This window comes from Gluconacetobacter liquefaciens (assembly GCF_003350405.1).
Classification (GTDB): Bacteria; Pseudomonadota; Alphaproteobacteria; order Acetobacterales; family Acetobacteraceae; genus Gluconacetobacter; species Gluconacetobacter liquefaciens.
The window spans coordinates 78,107-104,458 of sequence record NZ_QQAW01000003.1 but is presented as its reverse complement, the minus strand read 5'-3'; the positions used below and the strand labels follow the sequence as shown (position 1 = coordinate 104,458).

At 65.8% G+C, this 26,352-nt stretch carries 18 protein-coding genes and 1 pseudogene; 15 read left to right on the top strand and 4 right to left on the bottom strand.

The window, feature by feature from the left end:
- The first annotated feature begins 67 nt into the window (after positions 1-67).
- The 7 genes from murJ (at position 68) to C7453_RS06700 (ending at position 11,755) form a co-directional block, all read left to right on the top strand.
- Entirely contained in the window at positions 68-1,636 is a 1,569-nt protein-coding gene (gene murJ, locus C7453_RS06730) for a murein biosynthesis integral membrane protein MurJ (RefSeq protein WP_114726789.1), read from the top strand.
- 88 nt (positions 1,637-1,724) lie between these two features.
- Complete coding sequence (mutS, locus tag C7453_RS06725; protein WP_114726788.1) at positions 1,725-4,373, top strand: DNA mismatch repair protein MutS; 2,649 nt, start codon at positions 1,725-1,727, stop codon at positions 4,371-4,373.
- Between the two features lie 83 nt (positions 4,374-4,456).
- Positions 4,457-7,348 (top strand): [protein-PII] uridylyltransferase, encoded by a 2,892-nt coding sequence (locus tag C7453_RS06720; RefSeq protein ID WP_174787937.1) that lies wholly within the window; start codon positions 4,457-4,459, stop codon positions 7,346-7,348.
- Between the two features lie 214 nt (positions 7,349-7,562).
- On the top strand, positions 7,563-8,258 hold the full coding sequence (locus C7453_RS06715; protein ID WP_114726786.1) for a VIT1/CCC1 transporter family protein: 696 nt from the start codon (positions 7,563-7,565) through the stop codon (positions 8,256-8,258).
- 174 nt (positions 8,259-8,432) lie between these two features.
- On the top strand, positions 8,433-8,840 hold the full coding sequence (locus C7453_RS06710) for a lysozyme inhibitor LprI family protein (protein ID WP_170143150.1): 408 nt from the start codon (positions 8,433-8,435) through the stop codon (positions 8,838-8,840).
- A gap of 124 nt (positions 8,841-8,964) precedes the next feature.
- On the top strand, positions 8,965-10,335 hold the full coding sequence (locus C7453_RS06705; RefSeq protein WP_114726784.1) for an NAD-dependent succinate-semialdehyde dehydrogenase: 1,371 nt from the start codon (positions 8,965-8,967) through the stop codon (positions 10,333-10,335).
- A 139-nt stretch (positions 10,336-10,474) separates the two neighbouring features.
- Positions 10,475-11,755 carry an MFS transporter gene (locus C7453_RS06700; protein ID WP_114726783.1) on the top strand — a complete coding sequence of 427 codons (1,281 nt, stop codon included), beginning with the start codon at positions 10,475-10,477 and terminating at the stop codon, positions 11,753-11,755.
- Between the two features lie 9 nt (positions 11,756-11,764).
- On the opposite strand, the gene C7453_RS06695 is transcribed toward C7453_RS06700, so the two are convergent.
- Complete coding sequence (locus C7453_RS06695) at positions 11,765-13,639, bottom strand: tetratricopeptide repeat protein (protein ID WP_114726782.1); 1,875 nt, start codon at positions 13,637-13,639, stop codon at positions 11,765-11,767.
- Positions 13,640-13,717: 78 nt separating this feature from the next.
- Between C7453_RS06695 and C7453_RS06690 the strand changes: the two genes are divergently transcribed.
- The 3 genes from C7453_RS06690 to C7453_RS06675 all read left to right on the top strand — a co-directional run bounded on the left by C7453_RS06690 (position 13,718) and on the right by C7453_RS06675 (position 17,658).
- A complete protein-coding gene (locus C7453_RS06690) occupies positions 13,718-15,223 on the top strand; it encodes a carboxypeptidase M32 (protein WP_114726781.1) in 1,506 nt (501 codons plus the stop codon).
- A gap of 594 nt (positions 15,224-15,817) precedes the next feature.
- Positions 15,818-16,792, top strand: a complete 975-nt coding sequence (locus tag C7453_RS06680; RefSeq protein WP_114726779.1) for a ParA family protein — start codon at positions 15,818-15,820, stop codon at positions 16,790-16,792.
- Positions 16,789-17,658, top strand: a complete 870-nt coding sequence (locus C7453_RS06675; protein ID WP_141288808.1) for an SIR2 family protein — start codon at positions 16,789-16,791, stop codon at positions 17,656-17,658. Before C7453_RS06680 ends, C7453_RS06675 begins: the two co-directional genes overlap by 4 nt.
- A gap of 481 nt (positions 17,659-18,139) precedes the next feature.
- Here the strand turns inward: C7453_RS06675 and C7453_RS06670 are convergent, their stop codons facing one another.
- The gene (locus C7453_RS06670) at positions 18,140-18,364 is read right to left on the bottom strand and encodes a hypothetical protein (RefSeq protein ID WP_114726777.1); all 225 of its coding nucleotides are present in this window, start codon (positions 18,362-18,364) and stop codon (positions 18,140-18,142) included.
- 378 nt (positions 18,365-18,742) lie between these two features.
- Here C7453_RS06670 and C7453_RS06665 point away from each other — a divergent pair, with 378 nt between their 5' ends.
- The 5 genes from C7453_RS06665 to C7453_RS06645 all read left to right on the top strand — a co-directional run bounded on the left by C7453_RS06665 (position 18,743) and on the right by C7453_RS06645 (position 25,144).
- Positions 18,743-20,053, top strand: a complete 1,311-nt coding sequence (locus C7453_RS06665) for a major royal jelly family protein (protein ID WP_245948892.1) — start codon at positions 18,743-18,745, stop codon at positions 20,051-20,053.
- A 44-nt stretch (positions 20,054-20,097) separates the two neighbouring features.
- Positions 20,098-21,495, top strand: a complete 1,398-nt coding sequence (gene thrC, locus C7453_RS06660; protein WP_114726776.1) for a threonine synthase — start codon at positions 20,098-20,100, stop codon at positions 21,493-21,495.
- Between the two features lie 64 nt (positions 21,496-21,559).
- Positions 21,560-22,825 carry a M16 family metallopeptidase gene (locus C7453_RS06655; protein ID WP_114726775.1) on the top strand — a complete coding sequence of 422 codons (1,266 nt, stop codon included), beginning with the start codon at positions 21,560-21,562 and terminating at the stop codon, positions 22,823-22,825.
- Positions 22,822-24,150, top strand: coding sequence for a TldD/PmbA family protein (locus tag C7453_RS06650; RefSeq protein ID WP_114726774.1), 1,329 nt, complete (start codon positions 22,822-22,824; stop codon positions 24,148-24,150). The genes C7453_RS06655 and C7453_RS06650 overlap by 4 nt, the downstream gene beginning before the upstream one ends.
- Before the next feature lie 34 nt (positions 24,151-24,184).
- Positions 24,185-25,144: a Tim44 domain-containing protein gene (locus tag C7453_RS06645; protein WP_245948890.1), complete on the top strand. Its 960-nt coding sequence runs from the start codon at positions 24,185-24,187 to the stop codon at positions 25,142-25,144.
- Here the strand turns inward: C7453_RS06645 and C7453_RS19615 are convergent.
- Complete coding sequence (locus tag C7453_RS19615) at positions 25,086-25,652, bottom strand: NAD(P)H-dependent flavin oxidoreductase (RefSeq protein ID WP_255318171.1); 567 nt, start codon at positions 25,650-25,652, stop codon at positions 25,086-25,088. The genes C7453_RS06645 and C7453_RS19615 overlap by 59 nt on opposite strands.
- A gap of 79 nt (positions 25,653-25,731) precedes the next feature.
- A pseudogene (locus C7453_RS19610) lies at positions 25,732-26,127 on the bottom strand (nitronate monooxygenase); the annotation flags it as partial.
- Positions 26,128-26,352: the final 225 nt, after the last annotated feature.

The window sequence follows — 26,352 nt, the reverse complement described above, 5'->3', positions numbered from 1 at the left end:
GGGTCGTGCAGTATGCGCGCGGGAGGCGCCCGCCCATCCTGCGCGCGGCCAAGGCAGGAGGTCCCGTTTGCTCAAGGGTTTTCTCACCGTCGGCGGCTGGACGATGCTCAGCCGCGTCCTGGGCCTGGTACGTGACCAGTTACTGGCGGCCTTCCTGGGGGCCGGCCCGGTCCAGGATGCCTACCAGATCGCCTTCCGCCTGCCGAACATGTTCCGCCAGCTTTTCGGCGAAGGCGCGCTGAACACGGCGTTCGTGCCGATCTTCTCCGCCACCCTCACCACCGACGGCACCGAAAAGGCTCGCCGCTTCGCCAGCGAGACCTTCAGCGTGCTGCTGACCTGGCTGGTCATGATCGCGGTGCTGGGCGAAATCTTCATGCCGCAGGTCGTCAGCGTCATCGCCGCCGGCTTCCCCATGGATGGCGAGCGCTACCATATCGCGGTCACGCTCAGCCGCATCACCTTCCCCTACCTGGTGCTGATCTGCGCGGCGGCCCTGGTGTCAGGCGTGCTCAACGGCCTGCACCGGTTCGGCGTCGCGGCGGCGGCCTACGTCTCGTTCAACATCGTGGGCATCGCGGCCATCCTCCTGCTCCCGCCACTTACGGGCGATGTCGGGCAGGCCGCCGCCTGGGGCGTCACCCTGTCGGGCGTCGTCCAGCTCGGCCTGCTGCTGCTGGCGGTACGGCGCGCCGGCTTCCGCCTCATGCTGCTGCCGCCCCGCCTCACGGCCCGCGTCCATATCCTGCTCCGGCGCATGGCCATCGGCTGCCTGGGCAGCGGCATCAGCCAGATCAATCTGCTGGTCGATACCATGATCGCCTCGTTCCTCCCGGCCGGCAGCGTGTCGTTCATCTATTTCGCCGACCGCATCAACCAGTTGCCGCTGGGCGTGCTGGGGGCGGCGGCGGGCACCACCCTGCTGCCGGTCCTCAGCCGCCACGTCGCGGCCCAGGACCATGACGGCGCACACACCGCACAGAACCGCGCGATCGACTACGCCATGGTCCTCACCCTGCCCGCCGCGCTGGGCATGATCGTGCTGGCCCACCCCATCATCGCCACCCTCTTCCAGCACGGCGCCTTCACCGAGCGCGACGCCATGCTGTCGGCGCAATCCCTGCGCGCCTTCGCCATCGGCCTGCCCGCCTTCGTGCTGATCAAGGTGCTGGCCCCCGGCTTCTTCGCCAGGGGCGACACGACCACCCCGGTACGCATCGGCCTGTTCACCCTCACCCTGAACTTCACCCTCAATCTTCTGCTGATGCACCCGCTGCTCCATGCCGGCCCGCCGCTGGCCAGCAGCCTGGCCGCCATCGTCAATGTCGGGATTCTCGGCTTCCTGCTGCGCCGCCGCGCGCTGCTGCGCATCTTCCCGGCCACGATCTCGCGCGTCGTCCGGATGCTGCTCGCGGCACTCGGCATGGCGGCCATGCTGGTAATGCTGAACCTGACGGCCCTCGGCCCCCTGGCCGTCCATCACGGCCCCTTGCGGATCGTGGCGCTCATGGTCCTGGTGGCGGCCGGCATGCTGGCCTACGGCATCGGGCTGCAGGTGCTGGGCGTGATGGAACTGCGCGCCGCAATCGCCATGCTGCGCGGCCGTCTGGCCCGACGGCGCGGACGCACGGCATGAGGCAACTCCCGAAACGCCCCCTCTCACGACCCTCCGCCGCGCATTTCCCGGCTGGCACAACCGCACCCGGGCCTGTACACAGGCCCGCATGACGCTCCCTTCCCCGGACGGCGCCACCCCGGCCATGGCGCAATGGTTTTCCCTGAAAGCCGAACATCCCGAAGCCCTGCTGTTCTTCCGCATGGGCGATTTCTACGAAATGTTCTTCTCCGATGCCGAAGCGGCATCGGGCGCGCTGGACATCTCGCTGACCACGCGCGGCACGCATGGCGACATGCCGATCCCGATGTGCGGCGTGCCGGTCGCTGCGGCCTCGGCCTACCTGGCACGGCTGATCCGAAGGGGCTTCCGCGTCGCGGTGGCCGAGCAGACCGAACCGCCACGCAAGCCCGGCAAGGGCGTCGCCAAGGGTCCATTGGCCCGCGCCGTGGTGCGACTGGTCACACCCGGTACCCTGACCGAGGACGAGCTTCTGGAAGCCGGGCGTCAGAACCTGCTGGTGGCCGTGGCGGCTGCCGCGGGCCGCGCCAGCCGCGGCTGGGGCGTCGCGTGGATCGACATCTCGACCGGCGCGTTCGAAACCGCGTCCCTCTCGCCCGACGGGCTGATGGACCTGCTGGGCCGCCTGGACCCGGCCGAGATCCTCGCCGCCGGCGGCATCGACCTGGGCGATTTCGACGCAAGACGCGCGCCGGAAGCCACGCCCCCGGCGGCGGCCACCGCCCGCCGCCGCGTGGCCGAAACCTTCGAGGTCGCCAGCCTCGACGCCTTCGGCACGTTCTCGGACGAGGAAGCCGTCGCCGCCGCCATGGCACTCGATTATGTCCGGCGCAGTCAGGCCGGCCAGATGCCGCGCCTGGCCCACCCCCACGCCCATGAAAATGGCGGCATCCTGGGGCTGGACCCGGCCACCCGTACCAGCCTGGACCTGCTGCGCACCCGCGACGGCACCACCGAACACACGCTGCTGGCCAGCGTCAGCCGCACCGTCACCGCCCCGCGCAGCCGCCTGCTGGCGGAATGGATCGCCGCCCCCCTCACACAGTGCGCACCGATCGCCGCCCGCCAGGACGGATGGTCATGGCTGATCGAGGAAGGCGGCGTACGCACCGCCCTGCGCCAGGGCCTGCGCGGCACGCCCGACATCGCCCGCGCCCTGGCCCGCCTCTCCCTGGGGAGGGGCCTGCCGCGCGACGCGGCTGCCGTGCGCGACGGCCTCTCCATCGCCCGGCACATCGCAGCCGCCCTAGCCGACGGCGGCGCGGCCCCACCCGCCCCCATCGCCGAGGCCATGGGCCATCTGGGTGGCGCCACCGCGCTGGAAGACCTGCTGAAACGCGCCCTGGCCGAATCCCTGCCCGCCCGGGTCGAGGATGGCGGCGTCATCGCCCCCGGCTTCGACCCCGAGTTGGACGCCGAGCGCGGCCTGCGCGACGACAGCCGCCGCATCATCGCGGGTTTGCAGAACGACTACGCGCAGCAGTTCGGCATCGCCAGCCTCAAGATCCGCCACCACGCGCAACTCGGCTACGTCATCGAAATCCCCAGCGCCGCCGCCGCCCGCGTGCGCGACCGCACGGACCTGATCCTGCGCCAGGGCACCGCCAGCGCCGCCCGCTTCTCGACCGACGAACTCATCAGCCTCGACCGCCGCATCGCCGAAGCCGGCGACCGCGCGAGCACCCGCGAACGCGGCATCTTCACCGCCCTGGTGCGCGACATCCTGGCCGAACCGGCGGTCCCGGCCATCGCCCACGCGCTGGCGGTACTGGACGTGCTGCAATCCTGCGCCGATCTGGCAGCCGGCGGCCTGTGGTGCCGCCCCGAAGTCACCGACGACGCCGCCTTCACCCTCACCGCCTGCCGCCACCCGGTGGTCGAGGCCGCATTGCCCCGCAGCGAGCGTTTCACGCCCAACGACTGCGTGCTCGACCCCGCCCAGCGCGTCATGCTGCTCACCGGCCCCAACATGGCCGGCAAATCGACCTTCCTGCGCCAGAACGCCCTGGCCGTGATCCTGGCGCAGGCCGGGTTGCCGGTCCCGGCCAAGGCAGCGCGGATCGGCATCGTCGACCGCCTGTTCTCCCGCGTCGGCGCGTCGGACGATCTCGCACGCGGCCGCTCGACCTTCATGGTCGAAATGACCGAGACGGCGGCGATCCTCAATCTGGCCGGCCCGCGCTCGCTGGTGGTGGTCGACGAAATCGGCCGTGGCACATCCACGCTGGACGGTCTGGCCATCGCCTGGGCGGTGCTGGAAGCCATGCATTCCACGTTGCGGTGCCGCTCGATTTTCGCAACGCACTTTCATGAACTGGCCGAACTGGCCGAAAGCCTCCCCCGCCTCTCCCCCCACACCATGAGCGTGCGCGAATGGAAGGGCCAGGTGGTGTTCCAGCACGAGGTCGTTCCGGGCTCGGCACGCCGAAGCTGGGGCGTGCATGTGGCCCGGCTGGCAGGGGTGCCGGAGCCCGTCGTCCGCCGCGCGGCAAGGCTTCTGACCGGCCTGGAGAAGGAACGCGCGGTCGGCGCCCGCCCCCTGCCGCTCTTCGCGTCCACCGACGCCCCCGCAACCCCGGAGCCGGCCGATCCGGCCGAGCCCGGCGTGCCCGAAGCGGTGCGCCAGATGCTCGAACAGCTCGATCCGGACGCCTTGACGCCGCGCGGCGCGCTGGACATGGTCTATGCGCTCAAGAAACTGATGCTTGAAGAATCGCGACATCTGGACCACGGATAGAGTGACGGGAGGCTTGTGAAACAGCCTCCGGGACGGCCCGAATGGCCGGCCGTAAACATTTTCAGGAAACCGATCACGCCGCGATGCCGACTCTGTCTTCTCCTTCCCTGTCCGTCAGGGACCTGACCCGAAGCCTCGCGGCCTCCCTCCTGTCGCCGGAAACGGGCGCTGCCGTCCCGCGCGACGTGGCGATCGGCCTGTTCCGCCGTCATCTCGCCCGCTTCCAGGCATCGGTGCGCGAGGAATTCGAGGCCCACCGCCTCCATGGCGCCTCCGCCGCCAAGCAACTGGCGGAACATACCGACGGCATGATCCGCACCCTGGTCGATTTCACCATGGAGCACGCGCTGGATTTCGCGCCGGGCGCCGGCCGGCCGACCCTCGCCGTGGCGGCGACCGGCGGCTACGGGCGCGGCATGCTGGCCCCCTTCAGCGACATCGACCTGCTGTTCCTCACGCCCGACGACCCCTCGGCCGATGTCAGCCGCGTGGTCGAATATATCCTGTATTTCCTGTGGGATCTGGGGCTGAAGGTCGGCCACGCCACCCGCTCGATCCCCCAATGCATCGCCGAGGCCGAGGCCGACACCACCGTCCGCACCACCCTGCTGGACGCCCGCCTGCTGGCTGGTGACGACGCCCTGTTCGCGATGTTCGAGGCCCGCTACATCGTCGCCTGCGTCGAGGCCGGGGCCGCCCGCTTCATCACCGACAAACGCCGCGAACGTACCGCCCGCCACCATCGCTTCGGCGACAGTCCCTATCTGGTGGAACCCAACGTCAAGGAAGGGCGCGGCGGCCTGCGCGACCTGCAAACGCTGTACTGGATGTGCCGCTACACGTTCGGCACCCGCCATGTCTCGGACCTGCTGGCCCCCGGCTTCAGCAGCCTGGGCCTGCTGACCGAGCAGGAGGCCAAGCGCGCCCGCCGCTCATGGAACTTCCTGTGGAGCGTGCGGCTGCACCTGCACTACATCTCCGGCCGCGCCGAAGAACGGCTCACCTTCGACGTCCAGCCCGTGGTCGGCGCCCGCATGGGCTATACCCGTCACGGCCGCCAGGTCGGGGTGGAGCGCTTCATGCGCCATTATTTCCTGACGGTGCGCGAGGTCATGCGCCTCACCCATGTGCTGGAACCGGCAGTGATGCGCCAGGCCCTGGGCCCGACCGCCAACGCCCCGCAGGCCGACAGCGCAATGCGCGACGCCGGCTTCACGGTGCTGGACGGCCAGATCCTGCCCGAGCGCGGCACCTCGCTCGATGACGATCCGATCCAGATGATGCGCCTGCTGGAATGGGCCCGCACGCGCAAGCTGCCGATCCACCCGCTGGCCATGCACAAGCTGATCCGGTGGGAGCGCCGGGCCGCCATCCTGCGCGGCAATCCCGAGGCCGCCCGCATCTTCCTGGACCTGCTGTGCGGCGCCCCGCCCGAACGCGCCCCCCGCCTCGCCGCCGCCGACGGCACACCGCGCGAGGAAGTCCCCAGCTTCCACGCCACTGCCGAAGACCGGCGCCAGGGCAACGCCTACTGGCTGCACATCCTCAACGAAACCGGCATCATGGGCCGCCTGATGCCCGACTGGTCGCGCATCGTCGGCCAGATGCAGTTCGACACCTATCACGTCTTCACGGTCGACGAGCACACGATCGAGGCCATCCGCATCTTCGGCCGGATCGAACACGGCGCGATGGCCGACGAGATCCCGCTGGCCTACGACCTCGCCCGCAATCTCCAGTCCCGCCGCGCGCTGTACATGGCCATCCTGCTGCATGACATCGCCAAGGGGCGCGGCGGCGACCATTCCGAACTGGGCTCCGAGATCGCGCTGGAAGTCTGCCCCGAAATGGGCCTGACCGGCGAGGAGACCGAAACCGTCTCATGGCTGGTGCTGCACCACCTGCTGCTCAGCCAGACCGCCTTCCAGCGCGATATCGACGACCCCAAGACCATTCTCGACCTCGCCGACACCATCCAGTCGCCCGAGCGCCTGCGCCTGCTGCTGCTGCTCACCATCGTGGACATGCGCGCCGTCAGCCCCCGCGTGTGGAACGCCTGGAAAGCCACCCTGCTGCATGAACTCTACATGCGCGTGGCCGAGGTGCTGGAAGGCGGGCTGGCCACTACCGAGCGCGACGTGCGCGTGGCCCGCGCCAAGGAAGCGGTCGGCGAGATCCTGGAGGAAGACGGCTTCTCGCCCGAGGAGACCGAGCAGTTCCTCGGCATGGGCTATGGCAGCTACTGGCTGTCCTTCGATCAGGATACCCACGCCCGCCACGCGTTGCTGATCCGGGAGTCCGAACGCCGCGAGTCGCCGCTGACGGTCGAAACCCAGCCCCTGCCGACGCGCGGCGTCACCGAAGTCACCATCTACACCGCCGACCATCCCGGCCTGTTCTCGCGCATCGCCGGCGCCCTCGCCATCGCCGGCGCTTCCATCGTCGATGCGCGCATCCACACCCTGATCAACGGCATGGCGCTGGACACGTTCTGGATTCAGGACGCCAGCGGCGAAGCGTTCGAGGAGCCGCACCAGCTCGCCCGCCTGTCCACACTGGTCGAGCAGACCCTGTCGGGCCGCACCGACATCGCGCGCGAAATCGGCGGCATCGGCCGCATGCGCTACGGGCGGCGCATGCGCGCGATCCATGTGCCGCCGCGCGTGGTCATCGATAACCGCGCCTCGAACAGCTACACGGTCATCGAGGTCAACGGCCGCGACCGTCCCGGCCTGCTGCACGATGTCACGCAGGCGATCAGCGACCATAAATTGCAGATCGCCTCGGCCCACATCACCACCTACGGCGTCCGCGCGGTCGATGTCTTCTACGTCAAGGACCTGTTCGGCCTGAAGATCACCGACGAACGCCGCCTGACGGAAATCCGCGAAGCCCTGATCCACGGCCTGCGCCAGGCCGAGGAAGCCGCCACCAGCGACACCGAAATCCCGCCCGTCGAAACCCTGTCCATCTGACGCCGACCCGTTTCACTGGGGGGCAGGCTGCCTGCCCCCAGGTCAAACCGGAAATCATGGCACAGTTTCCTGACGGAAGCCTGAACGGACAGGGCTGGCGGATGCAAAAACAGACTGGGGCGAGGCATCCGCCCTTTTCAAAAAACGCATGCCGCAAAAGTCGTTTTCCGCATCATAGATAGCGGCCCCTTCCACCGGTCAGGACGGCCCGCCCATGTCGCGACTTCGCATGCACGCCGAGCACCACGCCGTCGAAAAACTCGGATGGCTGCGCGCCGCCGTGCTGGGCGCCAATGACGGCACATTATCGACCGGCAGCCTGATCGTGGGCGTGGCCAGCGCCCATGCGTCGCACGGCAGCATTCTCGTCGCGGGCCTGTCGGCCCTCGTCGCCGGGGCACTCTCCATGGCCGCCGGCGAATATGTCTCCGTCAGTTCCCAGGCGGATTCGGAACAGGCCGACATCGCCCGCGAAAAGCGCGAACTGGCGACAGACTGGAGCGGCGAGGTCGCCGAACTGGCCGGCATCTACCGCCGACGCGGGCTGGACGAAGCCCTCGCCCGCCAGGTCGCGGTCGAACTGATGAAGCACGACGCCATCGGCGCCCACGCCCGTGACGAACTCGGCCTGTCCGACGCCACGACGGCCCGGCCGTTCCAGGCGGCCCTCGCCTCGGCATCGGCGTTTTCCTCGGGGGCGATCCTCCCCGTCCTGGCGGCGATCCTGACACCGGCACCCTATGTTTCCTGGGGCGTATCCATCATCTCCATCCTGGCGCTCGCGGCTCTGGGGGCCATCGGCGCGGTGGCGGGCGGGGCACCGCCATTGCGCCCCACACTGCGGGTCACGTTCTGGGGACTCGTCGCCATGATCGTCACCGGTGGAATCGGACAGGTTTTCGGCGTGTAACCCACGGGCGGCAGACCAGTCTGCATTGTCCCGCCTGACAGCCCCCTCCGTGCATGAGGCATTCAGATTGCGATCACGCCTCCGCAACTGGCAAGATGGCAGCCGCACTCGTCCCCGCAGGGAAAAAGCCGCTCCATGCTGCCACAGATACGAAAAAGGTCGGCATTCCGCGCCATGCTCCTCCTGGCGCTCTTGGGTGGCACGGCCTCCGCCCACGCGCAGCACATGAACGCCGCCGACGCGCCATGCCGCGCTATGACGCAAACCCACCCCCTGGTCGCCTGTCTCGCGGCGGCCGAAAAGCAGGCCGATCTTCAACGTGACTCCACGTACCGGCAGATTACAGACGCGGTGACCAGCCAGACCCGCATGGAACTCGGCCGGAGCGAGCGCGCATGGACCGCCTATCGCGATACATTCTGCGATACCGAATATCATTCCTTCGCCGGCGGCTCGGGCGGCCCACCTGCCCGCCTGGCCTGCCTGGAAGCCCTGACCCGCCACCATATCGCGGACCTACAGACGGCTTTTCACTGGCGGGTCGAAAAATTCGGCGCGCCGACCCTCTCGAACACACCCTGAACCGACCGCACAGGGATTCTGTCCATCAGAATGATCACGCCTTCGCGACTACGCTCTGGTGATCCACGCCGCGCGACCCCACCTGAAAAGGTGTGTGTTGAGACCGTCCAGGAAGGACCGACCGATGAGCATGTACCGCACCATCAACCCCGCCACTGGCAAGACCGAGAAAACCTTCGATCTGCACAGCGATCGCGAGGTCGTCACGAAGCTGGAGACCGCCCATACGCTCTGGAAGGATGACTGGCGGCACCGCTCCTTCGCCGAACGCCGCGCCATCGTGCAGAAGGCCGCCGACATCCTGCGCCGCGACAAGGAAAAGCACGCGCGCCTGATTTCCATCGAAATGGGCAAGATCCTTCCCGAAGCCATCGGCGAGATCGAACTCTCGGCCGATATCCTGGCCTATTACGCCGAAAAGGCAGAACAATTCCTCGCCCCGCTGAAGCTGGACGTCGAAAAGGGCAACGCCACGGTGCTGAGCCAGTCTCTGGGCGTGATCTACTGTGTCGAACCCTGGAATTTTCCCTATTACCAGCTCGCACGCGTCGCCGCCCCCAACCTGATGGCCGGCAACGTCGTCATGGTGAAGCACGCGCCGGGCGTGCCGCAATGCGCCGAAGCCTTCGAGGCCCTGTTCCGAGAGGCCGGCGCTCCGGCCGGTGCCTACACCAACCTGTTCATCACCAACGACCAGTCGGAAACGCTGATCGCGCGCCCGGAAGTCCGCGGCGTCGCCCTGACGGGCAGCGAACGCGCCGGCAGCGCCGTCGCCGCCCAGGCCGGGCGCGCACTCAAGAAAAGCACGATGGAACTCGGCGGCGCCGACGCCTTCATCGTGCTCGACGACGCCGACCTCGATCAGGTCATCCCCAACGCCGTCGCGGGGCGGATGTGGAACAACGGCCAAGTCTGTACCGCCGCCAAGCGGCTGATCGTCCATGACTCACTGGTCGACGAGTTCACCATCCGCCTGGAAAAGGCCATCGGCGAATTCCGCTATGGCGACCCGCTGGAACAGGGCGTGACCCACGGCCCGATGAGCAGCGAAGACGCCATGAAGCGCGCGATCGCGCAGGTCGACAAGGCAGTGCAACACGGCGCAACGCTCATAACCGGCGGTAAACAGCTTGAGCGCGAAGGCTTCTTCATGAAGGCCGCGATCCTCCGGAGCGTCACCAAGGACAACCCGATCTTCTACGAAGAGATCTTCGGCCCGGTCGCCACCATCCACTCCGTCGGCAGCGAGGAAGAAGCCATCGCCCTGGCCAATGACTCGCCCTACGGGCTCGGTGGCTCGGTGCATACCAGCGACGTCGCACGCGGCCGCAAGGTTGCCGAAAAGATCGAGACCGGCATGGTCTTCGTCAACGACGTCACCGGCACCGCCCCCGACCTGCCCTTCGGCGGCATCGGCAATTCGGGCTACGGTCGCGAACTGTCTGAATTCGGCATCACCGAATTCGTCAATCACAAACTGATCCACACGCCCTGATCGACAATCCCCCGGCGCGCTCTCCGCATCGCGCCGGGGTCCATCGGCCATCGAACCGTTTCCATGACGTTCCAGAACCGGCAATATACCGTGGCGCCCAGGCCACCGGTCGGCCGGAACAGAACGGAGAGACGCACCGATGGCAGAGAATGCCGGCCATACCCGAACAGGTCTTCTGATCGGCGCAGCCTGCGCCGGCAATTTTCTCGAATTCTACAATTTCATGGCCTATGCGTTCTTCGCACCCATGATCGGCCATGCGTTCTTTCCTGCCGGCAGCAGCAACCTGATGAACCTGCTGTATGCGCTGATGACCTTCGCCGTCGGGTTCGTCATGCGGCCACTGGGCGCCGTCCTCGTCGGGCGTTTCGCCAGGGCCCACGGCCAGCATGCGGCCCTGATGCTGACATTCGGCATGATGGGCGTCGGCTCGTTCCTGATCGCCGCAACACCTCCGGCCGCCTCCATCGGCATCGTGGCCCCGATCATCATCATTTTCGCCCGTATCCTACAGGGTTTTTCCGATGGCGGCGAGGTCGGGCCAGCGACCGAACTGCTCTATTCAGCCGCCCCCGGCGGTCTCGGCGGCGTCTACAGCACGCTCCAGTACATGACGCAGTTGCTCGGCAGCCTGCTTGCCGTCCTGCTGGGCCTCGTCCTGTCTGTCAGCATGTCGCACGATGCCCTTTTCTCCTGGGGCTGGCGGGTCCCCTTCGTCTTCGGCCTCGTCATTGTTCCGGCGGGTCTTTTCCTCCGCCGCGTTGCCGCCGGCCACGCCATCGCAGCCCACCGTCCCGCAGAGCCGCCTTCCCCCGAGGAACGGCTTGCGGTGCGCAAGATCATCCTGTTCGTCTTCCTCGCCATCGTCAGCGGAACCGTTTCCACCTATCTGCGCACGTTCGGCGTCAGCTACGCGATATCGGTGCTGCATCTCTCACCGGCAACCGGAATGGCCGCCATGACAGCCGGCCTTGCCGCCGGCGCACTCAGCGTACTGGCCAGCATGGCTTACATCGCCCGCCATCCGCACCCGTCAGGCGCGGTCATCGGCGTAACCATCCTGACGGGCATCCTGTCGCCATTCATTTATTATTACGCCATCCACGATCCCGGCATGAGCAGCCAACTGACACTCAACATTTCCATGTTCGCGCTTTCAGGCTTCGTGATGACCAGCATGTGGAAGATTCTGCTCGATGCCCTGCCTCCCCACAACCGCTCCTTTCTGTTCGGCGTCATCTACGCGCTCGCGGTGTCCGTGTTCGGCGGCCTCACCCAACCCGCCGTCACCTGGCTGATCGCCATCAGCGGCAATCCAATGATCCCGGGCTGGATGATGTCGGCAACCGCCGCGTTGGGGCTCTTCAGCTATTTCCGCCTGCGCGCCTTGCAGGGCGTCGATATGAAAATCGCGAAATAATCAGCATCTTCACAAATCAGCACGCCGCCAACCCGCCAGAGCACCGCACAGCATCCGGATCGGCGCCCGCCAGGCATCACCGAGCCCCTCGGGCTCGGTCTGCCTGAACTGCTCCAGCGACGGATACCACCGGCTGGTCCCGTTCCCCCAGCATGGCGGCTCCGCCCGATCGAACCCGGCCGACCACCGCCAGTCACCACCAAACCGATTCAGCAACCAGACCGGCCGCCCCATCGCCCCGGCCAGATGCGCAATCGCAGTATCGACCGTGACGACCAGATCCAGCCCTGCGATCGCCTGCGCGGTCTCCAGCCAGTCCCCCATGGCCGCAGTCTCCATCGCAAACGGCCGATCCGCGCCAGCCGCCCCATGCTGAAGACTGACGAAGGTCAATCCGGCAACATCACCCAAAGGCGCCAGCATCGCAGGCGCGATCGACCGCCTGCGATCGAAACGAAATGCCGGATTACCCGCCCAACACACTCCAACCCGGGAAACCGCCCCTTCAAACCCGGACGGCAAAAGATAGGGCGCAAAAGGCGGCACCTCCGCCATATCCAGCAGATGCGGCAGACTAAGCACTCCACACCGGGCCACCACATCATCCGGCACCGGTGCACCGGGCAACAGCACCATGCAGCGCGACGCGATCAGCCCATCCGGGTCAGGCATGGTCCGCACCAGCCGATGCAACGAGGGCGGCAACACGAGCACAACCCGAACCCGACGCAGACAGAACGGAAGATAACGCAGGAACTGGATCGCATCGCCGATCCCCTGCTCGGCATGCAGCAGCAGCCGGCCATGCGGCAGCGCCGATCCATCCCATGGACCGATATCCGGCCAGCGTGTCTCCGGCAGCAGGAGGGTGCGCGCCTCGAAAGACCGCCACCCTTCCGCCAGATCACCCCTCGCCAGCAGCAGCGTCCCCCTGTTGAACACCGCCCGCACCCCCTCCATGCCCCCCGCGGCAACCGGGTCCGCCAGCACGCCACGCAACAGACGGTCCGCCTCCCCATCCTCTCCCAGGTCCGCAAGGACGGTCGCATCATTGATGGCAATCCGCACATCGTCCGGTGCGGCACGCCGTGCCCGCGCCAGCACCTCACCCGCCCGTGGCAGATGCCCCAGCGCCATCAGCACCAGCCCCAGATTGTTCAACGTTTCGGCCACATCCGGCGCCAGCCGGTCAGCCTGTTCCAGTGCCGCCAATGCGTCTTCATGCCGGTTCAGCGCGAACAGGACGGCCCCATGATTGGCCCACGCGGCACCGCGTTCCGGGCACAGATCCCGCACCAGCCGATAGAGTCTCTCCGCCTGCGCATTCCGCCCCCGCTCCGACAGCAGCCCGGCCAGTTCATGCAGCCGCCCGGCATCCTCCGCGACAAACCGCCCCGCCGCCAACCGAGGCGCAACATCCGTTCCACCGGCCAGAATGGCCGCCCGCCCCCAATCCAGCAGCAAAGCGGTATCCGCCGGGCGCAGGTCCAGCGCGGCACGCAGGCTCGCTTCGGCTTCGGCCCAACGCCCGCTCTCACCCAACACCGCCGCCAACGCGGCATGCGCCCGTGGGTCACGCGGCTCGCGCAGGGTCGCCACATGCAGGGCCGCGCGGGCCGGTTCCAGATGCCCCTGCTCCTGCAATGCGCAACCGAGCGTAATGTGAAAATGCGCGGCGGGCAGAATCGCGATCGCCCGTCCCGCCAGCCCGATCGCCAGATCCGGCCGGCCCGACGCGCGGGCAACGCAGGCCATGCCATGCAGGCCATCCGGGTCGTCCGGCACGTCGGCCAACGCCGCGCGCAGCAACACCGTCGCGCCCTCACGGTCGCCATCGGCCAGCAGCTTCATCGCCCCGGCCACCTTGTCCTGTCGTCCGTCCATTCCATCCGTCCCGGTTGCATCCGCCGCCCGCCATCGCCCACAGTGCGGCAGCCCGTCCCGTTCGCAAGAAGAGAGACCATGCCACAAAGCGCTTACCAGGATCTCACCAGCCATTTCGCCCGCATCGGGCGCATCCGCAACGCGCTGGGCATCCTGGGATGGGACAAGGACGTCATGATGCCCTCGGGCGCCGCCGACAGCCGCGCCGACAGCATCGCCACCCTCAGCGTCCTGTGCCACGACATGCTGACCGACCCGCGCATCGGCGATCTGCTGGACCGCGCCGAGGCCCCCGCCGGCACATGGGAAGCCGCGAACCTGCACGAAATGCGCCGCACCTGGCTGCACGCCGCCTCGGTGCCCGCCGAACTGGTCGAAGCCTCCTCCCGCGCCGCCTCACGGTGCGAGGTCGCATGGCGCACGGCCCGGCGCGACGGCGATTTCGCCGCCCTGCTGCCCCTGCTGTCCGACGTGCTGGACCGCACGCGCGAACTCGCCATCGTCAAGGGCGCGGCCCTCGGCCTCGCCCCCTACGACGCCCTGCTGGACCAGTACGACCCCGGCACCCGCCGCACCGATATCGACCCGGTCTTCGCCGAACTGCGCCGAGACCTGCCCGGCCTGATCGCCGAAGCCCAGGCCCACCAGGCCACGCTCCCGCCGATCGTCTCCCCCGCCGGCCCCTTCCCCGTCGCCCGGCAGGAAGCCCTGGGTCGCCAGATCATGACCGCGCTGGGCTTCGACATGGCGCGCGGCCGCCTGGATGTCAGCATCCACCCCTTCTGCGGCGGCGCCGAGGACGATGTCCGCATCACCACCCGCTATGACGACGCCGATTTCCTCTCCGCCCTGATGGGCGTGGTGCATGAAACCGGACACGCACTCTACGAACAGGGCCTGCCAACGGAATGGCACACGCTGCCCGTGGGCCAGGCACGCGGCATGAGCCTGCACGAAAGCCAGTCCCTGCTGATGGAAATGCAGATCGCGCGCTCCCGGCCCTTCATCGACTGGATCGCACCCGCGCTACGCGAAACCTTCGGCGCCACCGAAGCCGACGCCGGCTGGTCGGCCGACGCGCTGTATCGCACGGTCACGCAGGTCAAACCCGGCTTCATCCGCGTCGACGCCGACGAAATCACCTACCCCGCCCACATCCTGGTCCGCTACGAACTGGAAGCCGCGCTGATCGACGGCACGCTCGCCCTGCGCGACCTGCCGGAAGCCTTCAACGCCGGCATCCACGACCTGCTGGGGCTCACCGTGCCAAACGACCGCCTCGGCTGCCTGCAAGACATCCACTGGCCATCCGGCGCCTGTGGCTATTTCCCCACCTACACACTGGGCGCCATCCTCGCCGCCCAACTCCGCCAAGCCGCCTTCGACAGCGATCCCGCCATCCCCCAAGGCATCGCACACGGCGATTTCGCCCCACTCCTGGCCTGGCTGCGCACCCATGTGCACACCCAGGCCAGCCGCCTCTCCACCGCCGGCATCGTCGCCGCCGCCACCGGCACACCACCTTCAACCGACGCCTACCGCACTCACCTGCGCGAACGCTATTGCGGCGCCACCCCACAATAAAAACACCCCAAGACCAGGGCGCCGCCCTGGACCCGGAAGGGGACCGCTGTCCCCTTCACCCCTATGCGTTGAAGCAACTGTTCCAGGCGGAAGGCAGTCAGCTATGGGGGGGGTAAGCGGGTTGTCGGCAATCGGGAAGCGATTAGCCGAATGCAGACATAGCCTGCGCCCATATTCTTGGCGCCTACCGACCAGATATCGCCGTCCCCCGTAGGGATGCGAACGTCAAGATTTGACAAGAGCCGCCGATCTAGCGTCATGAAGCCGTCGGTCTGCACCCCCGCGCCCGGCCGTCCAGGTAGGCTCAGGACCTGCTCGAAAGCCATCGTACTTTCATGCCAGGATAAAGCGATACCTAAACTGGCGCCGTGGAAGCAGACAGCATATGGTAGACATTCAACCTACTGCTTTGTCGTCTCACCGTCAGCCCTCGCCACTTGGCCGTCATTTGAAGCCCCTTCGCTAGCTTTTTGGTCGCAACACGCCGCCGCTCGTCAATCTGGCTTTCTCGTTATTCCACAGCATAACGGTGTGGCCGATTGTCATTGACAGCAATGAGGGTCTATTCCTTGATCAACATGTCAGGAGGTTCGGGTGAAGTCAGTCGCGTTTTTCAATAACAAAGGTGGCGTAGGCAAAACCACGCTCCTCTGTAACGTGGCAGCTTTCATCGCTAAAAACTACGGAAAAAAAGTATGCGTCGTTGACGCTGATCCGCAGTGCAATGCCACTCAGTATTTCTTCGACGATGAATCCGTAAACTCGTTTTATTCGAATTCGGGCGAGTTTACCGTTTACAAGATGCTTGAGCCGCTTTCACTCGGCGAGGGCTACAGCGATCAAGTCATGGTCCGAAAGGCGCCACGGTTTGAAGTTGACGTTCTGCCCGGAGATCCTCGTCTCGCGTTGACTGAGGATTTGCTCGCAAACGATTGGGGGAGCGCTAAAGCTGGCGATGTGCGAGGCATTAGGACTAGTCTCGCGTTCTCAGAACTCTTGAAGCAGCTGTCCCGCTACGATTATGTCCTGTTTGACGTCAGCCCGTCGCTCGGTGCGATAAATCGTTCGATCATGCTAAGCGCTGACTATTTTATTAGTCCTGTATCTCTCGACATCTTCTCGCTCAAAGCGTTCGAAAACATAGCGTCGTGGATCGAGGGCTGGTGGAGAGAGTGGGAAAATGGCCTTAAGACTACTCGCCGCCCTGAACTTATCCCAAATCTAGCATATTCCCGACCCGAATTTATTGGTTACGTAACCCAAAGCTATCTCGCGAAGCGAGATAAAGAGGGTCAGCGGAGAGCCGTCCAAGCTTACGAGAACATACGGCAGAAGATTGACCAAGTTATCATCGACAATGGGCTGGCCACGCATCTGAACGGACGGGCATTCGAGATCGGTACGGTTCCAAACCTGTTCAGCTTGGTTCCTATGTCTCAGTCAAGTCATGCGCCCATTTTTTCCCTTACGGCAGGCGATGGCGTTGTCGGAGCGCATTTTGCCAAGGTGAAAGAGGCCCGGGACATTTTTGGCAACGTAACCGCTGAGTTCTTGGAGCGGACCCAGTGAGCATCGACTGGAGTGAAGTCGCGCCAGACTTAGGCCGCCGCAAAGCGGTTCTAGTACTCGGCAGTGGCATTTCGCGTCACTCCACTGGTTCCAACGGCAAAAAGCCTCCAACATGGAAAGACTTTCTCGCGCAAGCAGCGTTGGATTGTCCGGATAAGTCGGACATGGCGGCGATCGAAGAGGCCCTTGCGTCGGGCGATTTCCTTCATGCTTGTGAATGGCTAAAGAAGCGGTACGATTCTCGCTGGGCAAAATATTTGCGCGACACGTTTTCCACGCCTGGCTACTCTCCCGCCCCTATTCACGAACAGATTCTTAAATTGGATAGCCGGGTAGTATTTACACTCAATTTTGACGATATTTATGAGCGCCATGCTGATAGCATCCATCGGGGCTCACATATCATCAAAAACTATTACGATAAAGACGTTGAGGAATTTCTTCGTGGACCCGGGCGATACATAATTAAAGTCCATGGAAACTTGAACTCAACGGCAGATCTAATATTTACCCAAAAAGACTATTCTCAAGCCCGCATTAATAACTCGGCATTTTATCAGGCATTCGATGCCGCGCTATTGACTCATACTTTTATATTTTTAGGCTGCGGCATTTCGGACCCCGATGTCAATTTGCTACTTGAAAACCAAAATTTTCGTTATCAGGAGCAAGCCCCGCACTATTTTGTAACCTCCCACGGCTTCAATAAAGATCGTCAATACTCGCTACGTGAGAACCGTAACCTTAAAGTGCTAGAATATGATCCGGTCGACGCGGATCATAGTGGACTCGTAACTGAACTTGAAGCTCTCAACGGAGCGGTCGAGGCTGAGCGCTTCGAGTTGGTTAGCACTACCAACTGGTGAATAGCGAAGGAAATAGGGTACTGACGGCGCCCGGCTTCTCAGCGACCATTTTCGATCCCTGGAAGCGGATGGGCAAAAAGCCACCACAGTTGCACGTTCCGCGCCGATGAATCGGTCCGGGTGGTAACGCCTCCTTCCATCAGAAGCCGCCGTCGCAGGGAATGACGGCTTTCGGGCAGCTGCCATCACCACTTCGATGTCCGACATGAGGCGAAAACGGACTATCCAGTTCCGTATGAATCGTTTAATCTATTTAAGGCATTTGTAATGATCACTTTCAGCAAGGTTTTACCAGATACCACCAAGACCCGATAGCGCTGGCTCCGGCGAACCCACCCTTCCAGACGATGGCCTCGTTTGCCTCCAACACGCCCGAGATCATTTTGCGATAACGGCGTTCTCCGCGTGCCGATACCCGGTCAGCCGGAAAACCACCGTCTTCTCGACCGGGCTCTACCGCCATGAAGAAACGAAAGCATCTTCATTGAAGTCGTTCATCTTTCCTCCGAACGACGCGCGTCAGCAACTCAACTTGTTCTCTGACTTTCACCCAGAATACTGCTTCGTCGGCAAGTTTCTGTTCCACACACCGGACGATCTGGCGACGGACAGCAAGATAGGCGTCCGGCCCGAAGCCTCTGATGAGGCACGCCGCAACGTCATGGGCGGACATGTGCAGCGCGTCGCTTTTGTCCCGATCCACCATTTCGACCTCATGCACGACCAACGGCGTTCGACGTCAGCAGAACGAAACAGAGGCGAATCTGCACACGCATCGCACCCCCTTCCTGGCGTCGGGCGGGTGATAACGTGTTTCAAAAGGGCAAAAGCACGCCCTGCCTATTTCCCAGACGACACGCGGCAGAAACCGCGCACCGCTGGACCATAGGTCCGGGTGTTGTATTCGGCAGGCCACCCGACATAGGAGGCCGCCCTTTTGAAAAGGCGTTATCACGCGCCGTTGTCAGTTTAGCACGATACAAAGCCGCCCGTCACCTCCCGGCCGATCAGCATGGAATGGCTGGCGTAGATGCTACGCGGTCGTGATGGTCTTCGAAGCGGCGCCCTCCGGCAAACTTGCCCCATGGCTGTTGCAGCGGCCCTCGCGCAAAGGTTGCACCATCGAAATCCGGGACTGAACGACGTATCCACCCAGCCCCCGCCCGAATGGCGACGCAAGGAGCAGGCCAACGTCAACAACACCATAGCCGCCATACCGCGTGGCCGGTTGCCTTCGGCGGCCGATCGTGGCGACATGGCGCCGATGTTCCGCACCAGCACCCTCCCGTCCCGCGTGATCCCGGCCGCGCTGGCCGTCTCGATCCTCACCGCCGCCATGCCGGCCCTGGCCGCCAAGCCCGCGCCCCCGCTCGACCCGTCCGCGCCCATGGTCGCCGTGGCCGAATCGACCACGCAGGTCTGGACAGCACTGGTGGTGCTGCCCGATGGCCGCATGATCCTCGACGCCCCGGCTTGGACCGGCGCCCCCGGCCCCACGCTCGCCCTGCGCGACGCCGACGGCACGATCCACCCCTATCCCGACGCCCGATGGAACGACCCCGCCACCCTGGCGGAAAAGCGCCTGATCTCGGCCGAAAGCATCCAGTTGGCCGATGACGGCACGCTATGGGCCCTCGATAGCGGTTTCGACGGCACCGATCACGCCGTCGCCCCCGCGAAACTGGTAAAGTTCGACACCCACACCGCCAGCGTGACCCAAAGCTGGACGATCGACCCCGCCGTGCTCCGCCCCGGCAGCCATGTGGCGGGCGTCCGGGTCGGCAAGGGCCATGCCTTCATCCTGGATTCCGGCGTGCCCGGCCTGATCGTCGTCAATCTGGAGCACGGCACCCAACGGCGCCTGATGGACCATAACCCGTCACTCACCGCCCAACACCCGATCACGGTAAACGGCCGCGTGATGCAGGACACGACCGGCCACACCGCGATCGTCAATGCGAACGAGATCGAAATCAGCCCCGACGAACAATGGCTGTATTATCAGTCCACCGGCGGCCCCCTCTACCGGCTCGGCACCGACCTGCTGACCGACACCACCATCACCAGCTTCGAACTCGATGACAGCCCCACCCTCTGGTACAAGACGCCACCGCTGGGCGGCATGACGGTCGCCCGCGACGGCACGCTGTATTTCGACGACATTTCGACCGGCAGCATCTTCCGCTTCACCGCCGGGCGCGTCTATCAACGCATCATCGTCGATCCGCGCCTCCGCTGGCCGGCCACCCCCACCATCACTGCGACCGGGCAGCTTTATATCCCCACCGCACAACTCGACCGCACGCCCCGCTTCAATCACGGGCAGATGGCGGTGCAATGGCCGCTGACGATCTACCGCATCGACACCGCCGCCCTTCCCGCACCAGTACGCTGACGCAACCCCTTCGCGTGGCGCCCGCTTGGCGGTATGAAGGGGGCATGCGCTACGTTTCGACCCGGGGACAGGCCCCCGTCCGCGATTTCTCCTCGGTTCTCATGGCCGGCCTCGCCGAGGATGGCGGCCTCTACCTGCCGGAAAGCTGGCCGGTCCTCACCGCCGAGGAATGGCGGGCCCTGCGTGGCCTGCCCTACCCCGACCTGGCGGCGCGGATCATCGCGCCCTTCACCGCCGGCTGCATCGCGCCGGACGTGCTGCTGCGCCTGTGCCGTGAATCCTATGCCGGGTTCGACCACGCCGCCATCGTGCCGCTGGTCCAGGTCGAAGACGGCCTGTTCGTCCAGGAACTGTTCCATGGCCCCACGCTCGCCTTCAAGGACATGGCGATGCAACTCCTGGGCCGGCTGTTCGACCATGTGCTGACCGAGCGCGACGCGCGCGTCACCATCGTGGGCGCCACCTCGGGCGACACCGGCTCGGCCGCGATCGAGGCCTGTCGCGGGCGCGAGCGCGTGCGGATCGTCATCCTCCACCCCGAGGGCCGCACGTCGGACGTACAGCGCCGGCAGATGACCACGGTGCTGGAACCCAACGTCACCAACCTCGCCGTCCAGGGCACGTTCGACGATTGCCAGGACCTGGTGAAGGCGATGTTCGCCGACGCCCCCTTCCGGCAGGAAATGGGCCTCTCGGCGGTCAATTCGATCAACTGGGCACGCATCGCGGCCCAGATCCCCTATTACGTCTACGCCGCGCTCAATCTCGGCGCGCCCGACCGCGAAGTCTCGTTCGCCGTCCCGACCGGCAATTTCGGCAATATCCTCGCCGCGTGGGCCGCCCGCCGCATGGGCCTGCCGGTCCGCGCGCTCTGCGTGGGCTCGAACCGCAACGACATCCTGACCCGCTTCCTGCGCGACAACGACATGAGCGCGCGCGAGGTGGTGCCCAGCCTGTCGCCGTCTATGGATATCCAGGTCTCCTCGAATTTCGAGCGCCTGCTGTTCGAACTGCTGAACCGCGACGCCGAGGCCTGCGCACGCACCGTCACCGATTTCCGCCGCACCGGCCGCATGAGCGTCCCCGATGCGGTCTGGCGTCAGGCATCCGGCCTCTTCCACGCCCTCGCCCTTGAAGACGAGGACACGAAGACCGAAATCCGTAATCTCTACCGCTCCAGCCAGTATCTGGCAGACCCGCACAGTGCCATCGGCATCGCCGCCGGGCGGATGTTCCGCGAGCCCGGTATTCCGATGGTGGCGATGGCAACCGCCCATCCGGCCAAATTCCCCGACGCGATGGTACAGGCGGTGGGTATCCGGCCCGCTCTTCCGCCCCACCTGGCGGATCTGTTCGACCGGCCGGAGCGTTATGATGTCGTGCCCAACCAGTTGGATACGGTGGAAAACCGCGTTCGCGCGGCGGCAATGAAAAATAGCTGAAGCCTTCACCTCCCCTTTCTTCGGACGTCCGGCCCAGCCGGCCGGACCGTCACGCAGGACCCTGATGACCGACCAGATCAACGTTACCCGCCTCCCTTCCGGCCTCACTGTGGTCACCGAGCGTATGGACAGGGTCGAAACCGTGTCGTTCGGCGCCTATGTCGCCGCCGGCACCTGCCATGAGCACGCCGAGGAAAACGGCGTCTCGCATTTCCTCGAACATATGGCCTTCAAGGGCACCGAGCGCCGCAGCGCCTCCGGCATCGCCGAGGAAATCGAGAATGTCGGCGGCCATATCAACGCCTACACGGCGCGCGAACACACCGCCTACTACGTCAAGCTGCTGAAGGAAGACCTCGCCCTGGGCGCCGACATCATCGGCGACATCCTCACCCACAGCAGCTTCGCCCCCGAGGAAGTCGAACGCGAGCGCGGCGTGATCTTGCAGGAAATCGGGCAGGCCAACGACACGCCCGACGACATCATCTTCGACCATTTCCAGGAAACCGCGTTCCCCGAGCAGCCGATGGGCCGCCCCACGCTGGGCACCGAGGCGCTGATCCGCGACATGAGCCGCGAAACCCTGATGCGCTACATGCGCGGCCATTACACGACCGCCAACACCGTGGTCGCGGCGGCCGGCAACCTGCATCATCAAGATGTGGTCGCCCTGGCCGAGCGTCATTTCAGCGACCTGCCGACGCTGGGCAGCCCCGCCAGCTTCGACTCCCGCTATGCCGGCGGCGAATTCCGGCGCGAGAAGGATCTGGACCAGGCCCATGTCGTGCTGGGCTTCCCCTCGGTCGGCTATGGCGATCCCGATTACTATCCCGTCCTGCTGCTCTCCACCCTGCTGGGCGGCGGCATGTCATCGCGCCTGTTCCAGGAAATCCGCGAGAAACGCGGGCTGGTCTATTCGGTCTATTCCTTCAACGCCCCGTTCCGCGATGGCGGCCTGTTCGGCATCTATGCCGGCACCGGCGCCGACCAGGCCGGCGAACTCGTGCCCGTCACGCTGGAGGAACTGCGCAAGGTGCAGCTTCAGGTCGGACAGGACGAACTGGACCGCGCACGGGCACAGTTGAAGTCCTCTCTGCTGATGTCGCTGGAAAGCACCGGCAGCCGGTGCGAGCAACTGGCCCGGCAGTTGCAGGTCTTCGGCCGCCTGGTCCCCACGGCCGAAACGGTGAGCCTGGTCAACAAGGTAACGATCGAAGACGTCAAGCGCGTCGCCGCCCGCGTGTTCCGGGGCACGCCCACGCTGGCCTCGCTGGGCCCGGTGCAGAATATCCCCACCCTGGGGTCGATCGCCGAGGCACTGGCGGCATGAGCACCGACCCGCTCGACCTGATCGGCACCCTGATCGCCAAGGCCCGCGCCGCCGGCGCCGACGCGGTGGACGCCGCCTATTCGGCGCACACGGCACACGGCGTGCAGATCCGCAACGGAAAGACCGAGGACCTGGAGCGCTCGGAGACGTGCGACCTCGGCCTGCGCGTCTTCCTCGGCCGGCAATCCGCCACCGTCTCGGCCACCAGCCTCGACCCCGCGCGCTTCGACGCGCTGGTCGACCAGGCCCTGGCCATGGCCCGCGTCCTGCCGGAAGACCCCTATGCCGGCCTATCGCCCCAGACCGAACAGGGCTTCGTCGATGCCGCCGGGCTCGACCTGCTGGATACGGCCCGCCCCGACACGGCAACCCTGATGGACCGCGCCCGCGCGGCCGAAGACGCAGCGCTTGCGGTGAAGGGCGTGACGAACAGCAGCGGCGGTTCGGCCAGTTTCGGGCTGGCGGATATCGTGCTGATGACATCGGCCGGCTTCTCCGGCCGCTATGCCCGCAGCAGCCATTCCGTGTCCGTCAGCGTGCTGGCCGGCCAGGGCACAGGCATGCAGCGCGATTACGATTACGATGCCACCGTCCATCTGTCGGACCTGGCGGATGCCGCAACGATCGGGTGCAGCGCCGGCGAAAAGGCGGTAGCCCGGCTGAATCCCACCCGCCCACGCACGGGCAGCCTGCCGGTCGTCTACGATCCCCGCGTGTCATCCAGCCTGCTGGGCCATCTGGCCGGGGCCGTCAACGGCAGCGCCATCGCACGCGGCACGTCGTTCCTGAAAGAGAAGATGGGCCAGCGTATCCTCCCCGAGGGCGTCGATATCCTCGACGACCCCACCCGGCTGCGCGGCCTGTCGTCCCGCCCGTTCGACGGCGAGGGCGTGCGCTGCGGCGAACTGGTGATCGTACGGGACGGCGTGCTGACCAACTGGGCGCTGGACTCCCGCAGCGCCCGGCAACTGGGCCTGCCGGGCAACGGCCGGGCCAGCCGTGGCGGCAGCCCGTCTCTGGGCAGCCTCTATGCCCGCCCCGGCGCGCCCACCCCGGCGGAACTGATGGCTGATATCCCGGAGGGCATCTACGTGACCGAACTAATGGGTTCGGCCATCAACGGTCTGACCGGCGATTACAGCAGGGGCGCCTCCGGCTTCATGATCCGGGGCGGCACGCTGGCCGAACCGGTCGCGGAACTGACCATCGCCGGAAATCTGAACGACATGTTCGCCCGCCTGATCCTGGCGAACGACCTGGTATTCCGTCGTGGAATCAACGCACCCACGATCCGCATCGAGGATATGATGATCGCCGGGGCTTGAACGCCGCCCTTCGCGACAGGATATGGACAGAGCAATGACCAAACCGCACCAGCCCGTCCGCAACGCCCGTCGTTCCGGCATCCTGCTCCTCGGCGCCGCCCTGGCCGTCCTGCCCCTCCTGTCGCACGGCGCCGATGCCCGGCCCGGTGGCGGCTCTTCGATGGGCAGCCGCGGCTCGCGCACCTACAGCGCGCCCGCCCCCACCCAGACCTCGCCCTACGGCGCGTCGCCGATGCAGCGCTCGATCACCCAGCCTTCGTCCGGCGGCTACGCCAACGGGCCGTCCTCCTATCCGCGCTCGCCCTACGGTGCCCCCTACGGCTCGCCCTATGCCGCGCGACCGCATCCGTTCGCCAGCGGCTTCCTGGGCGGCATGCTGGGCGCCGGTCTGTTCGGCGTACTGTTCGGCCACGGCATCGCCGGCGGCCTGACCGGTGGCGGCAGCTTCTTCGGCCTGCTGATCCAGCTTCTGCTGCTGGGACTGCTGATCGGCTGGCTGGTGCGCCGGTTCGGCAGCGGCGCCCGCCGGAGTGCCACGATCGCGGCTCCCCCCTCCTACGGCCAGGCCGGCCCCTCGGCGGCGGCCCAGGTGACGATCACACCGGACGATTACCGTGCCTTCCAGCGCCTGCTGATGGATATTCAGGCCGCGTGGAGCCAGCAGAATCTCCCGGCCCTGCAACATATGGCAACGCCGGAAATGGTGGGCTATTTCAACGCCCAGCTTTCCGACCTGGCCAGCCGTGGCGCTCGCAACGTCGTCTCGGATGTCCGCTTCGAACATGGTGACCTGTCCGAGGCATGGAGCGAGAACGGATTCGACTACGCCACCGTGGCCATGCGCTACTCGATGGTCGATATCACCACCGACATGACCGGCCGCGTCATCGACGGCAGTTCGACCGAACGGGTCACCATCACCGAACTCTGGACGTTCATGCGCCCGTCACGCGGGGGCAGCTGGCTGCTTTCGGCAATCCAGCAGACACGCTGACAGCACGGGCGGCGGCAAGTTCGTCGCCCAGGCAGGCGACCAGGTGCGCCGCCGGCATTGAACGGGCCAGTGGCGCTCCCTGCCCGGCCCACTGCGCACCGAACCCGTATTCTCCACAAGCCTTCGCGGCGGCATGGAGAGCCTTCCCAGCATCATAGGCGACAGGATAATCCGGCGGTGCCGGCACGTTCTCCTCATCGGCCAGAGCCGTAAAACGGTTCGCCAACGCCCGCGCCGGACGTCCCGAAATCAGGCTGGTCAGGCGCGTATGAAAGGCCCCTGGCCCAATCAGTGCCGCACGATAGGCCGCGTCGGCAGCAGATTCGGGGCACAGTATAAAGGCCGTCCCCAACTGGGCCGCTACCGCGCCCAGATCGAGCGCGGCAGCAATACCCGCGCCGTCCATGATCCCCCCGGCGGCGATTACCGGGCAATGCCCTTGCCGGACCAGCAGCCGCGTCAACGCAAAAGTGCCCAACCCATCGTCCGGCGCGGCAGGATCGAACATCCCCCGATGCCCCCCCCGCCTCGATTCCCTGTGCGACAACCGCGTCCATACCGGCATCCTCGGCCGCCCGCGCCTCGTCCAGGCTGGTCACGGTGGCAAGCAGAACCGCCCCGGTCTTTCGCAAAGCTGCAACGATCTCCGCCGAAGGGATACCGAAATGGAAGCTGATGACCGGCGGCCGGACTGCACACAGCATGTCCAGCATCTCCGGATCGTCGGTAAAGCTTTTATAGGGCACCCCCAATTCCGCCGGAACCGGCCGATCAAACCCGGCGAACAATGGCGCGAGCCATCCCCGCCATGCGTTCTCCCGCACCGGATCGCGACACGGTGCGGGATGAACAAACAGATTCACGTTGAAAGGACGATCCGTCCGTTCCCTGATCTCGGCGATCATCGCCCGCGCACCGGCCGCATCGACCGCACCGACTCCGATGGACCCAAGGCCCCCCGCCTCCGACACCGCCGCCGCCATGGCGGGCGTAGCAACACCTGCCATGGGCGCCTGAATCAGCGGAAGAACCAAGCCAATACGATCAAGACCGGACATGAACCCTCTCCTGCACGTGCGGCATCAGGCTACCGCGTTGCACCGCGACCAACGGCACGCACATCCACCACGAAGAGCGCCGAACCATACGCGCCCTGCCCGCGCAGTATGGTTGACCCGGCCGGGAAGTGCCCCATAGAATCTCGAAGC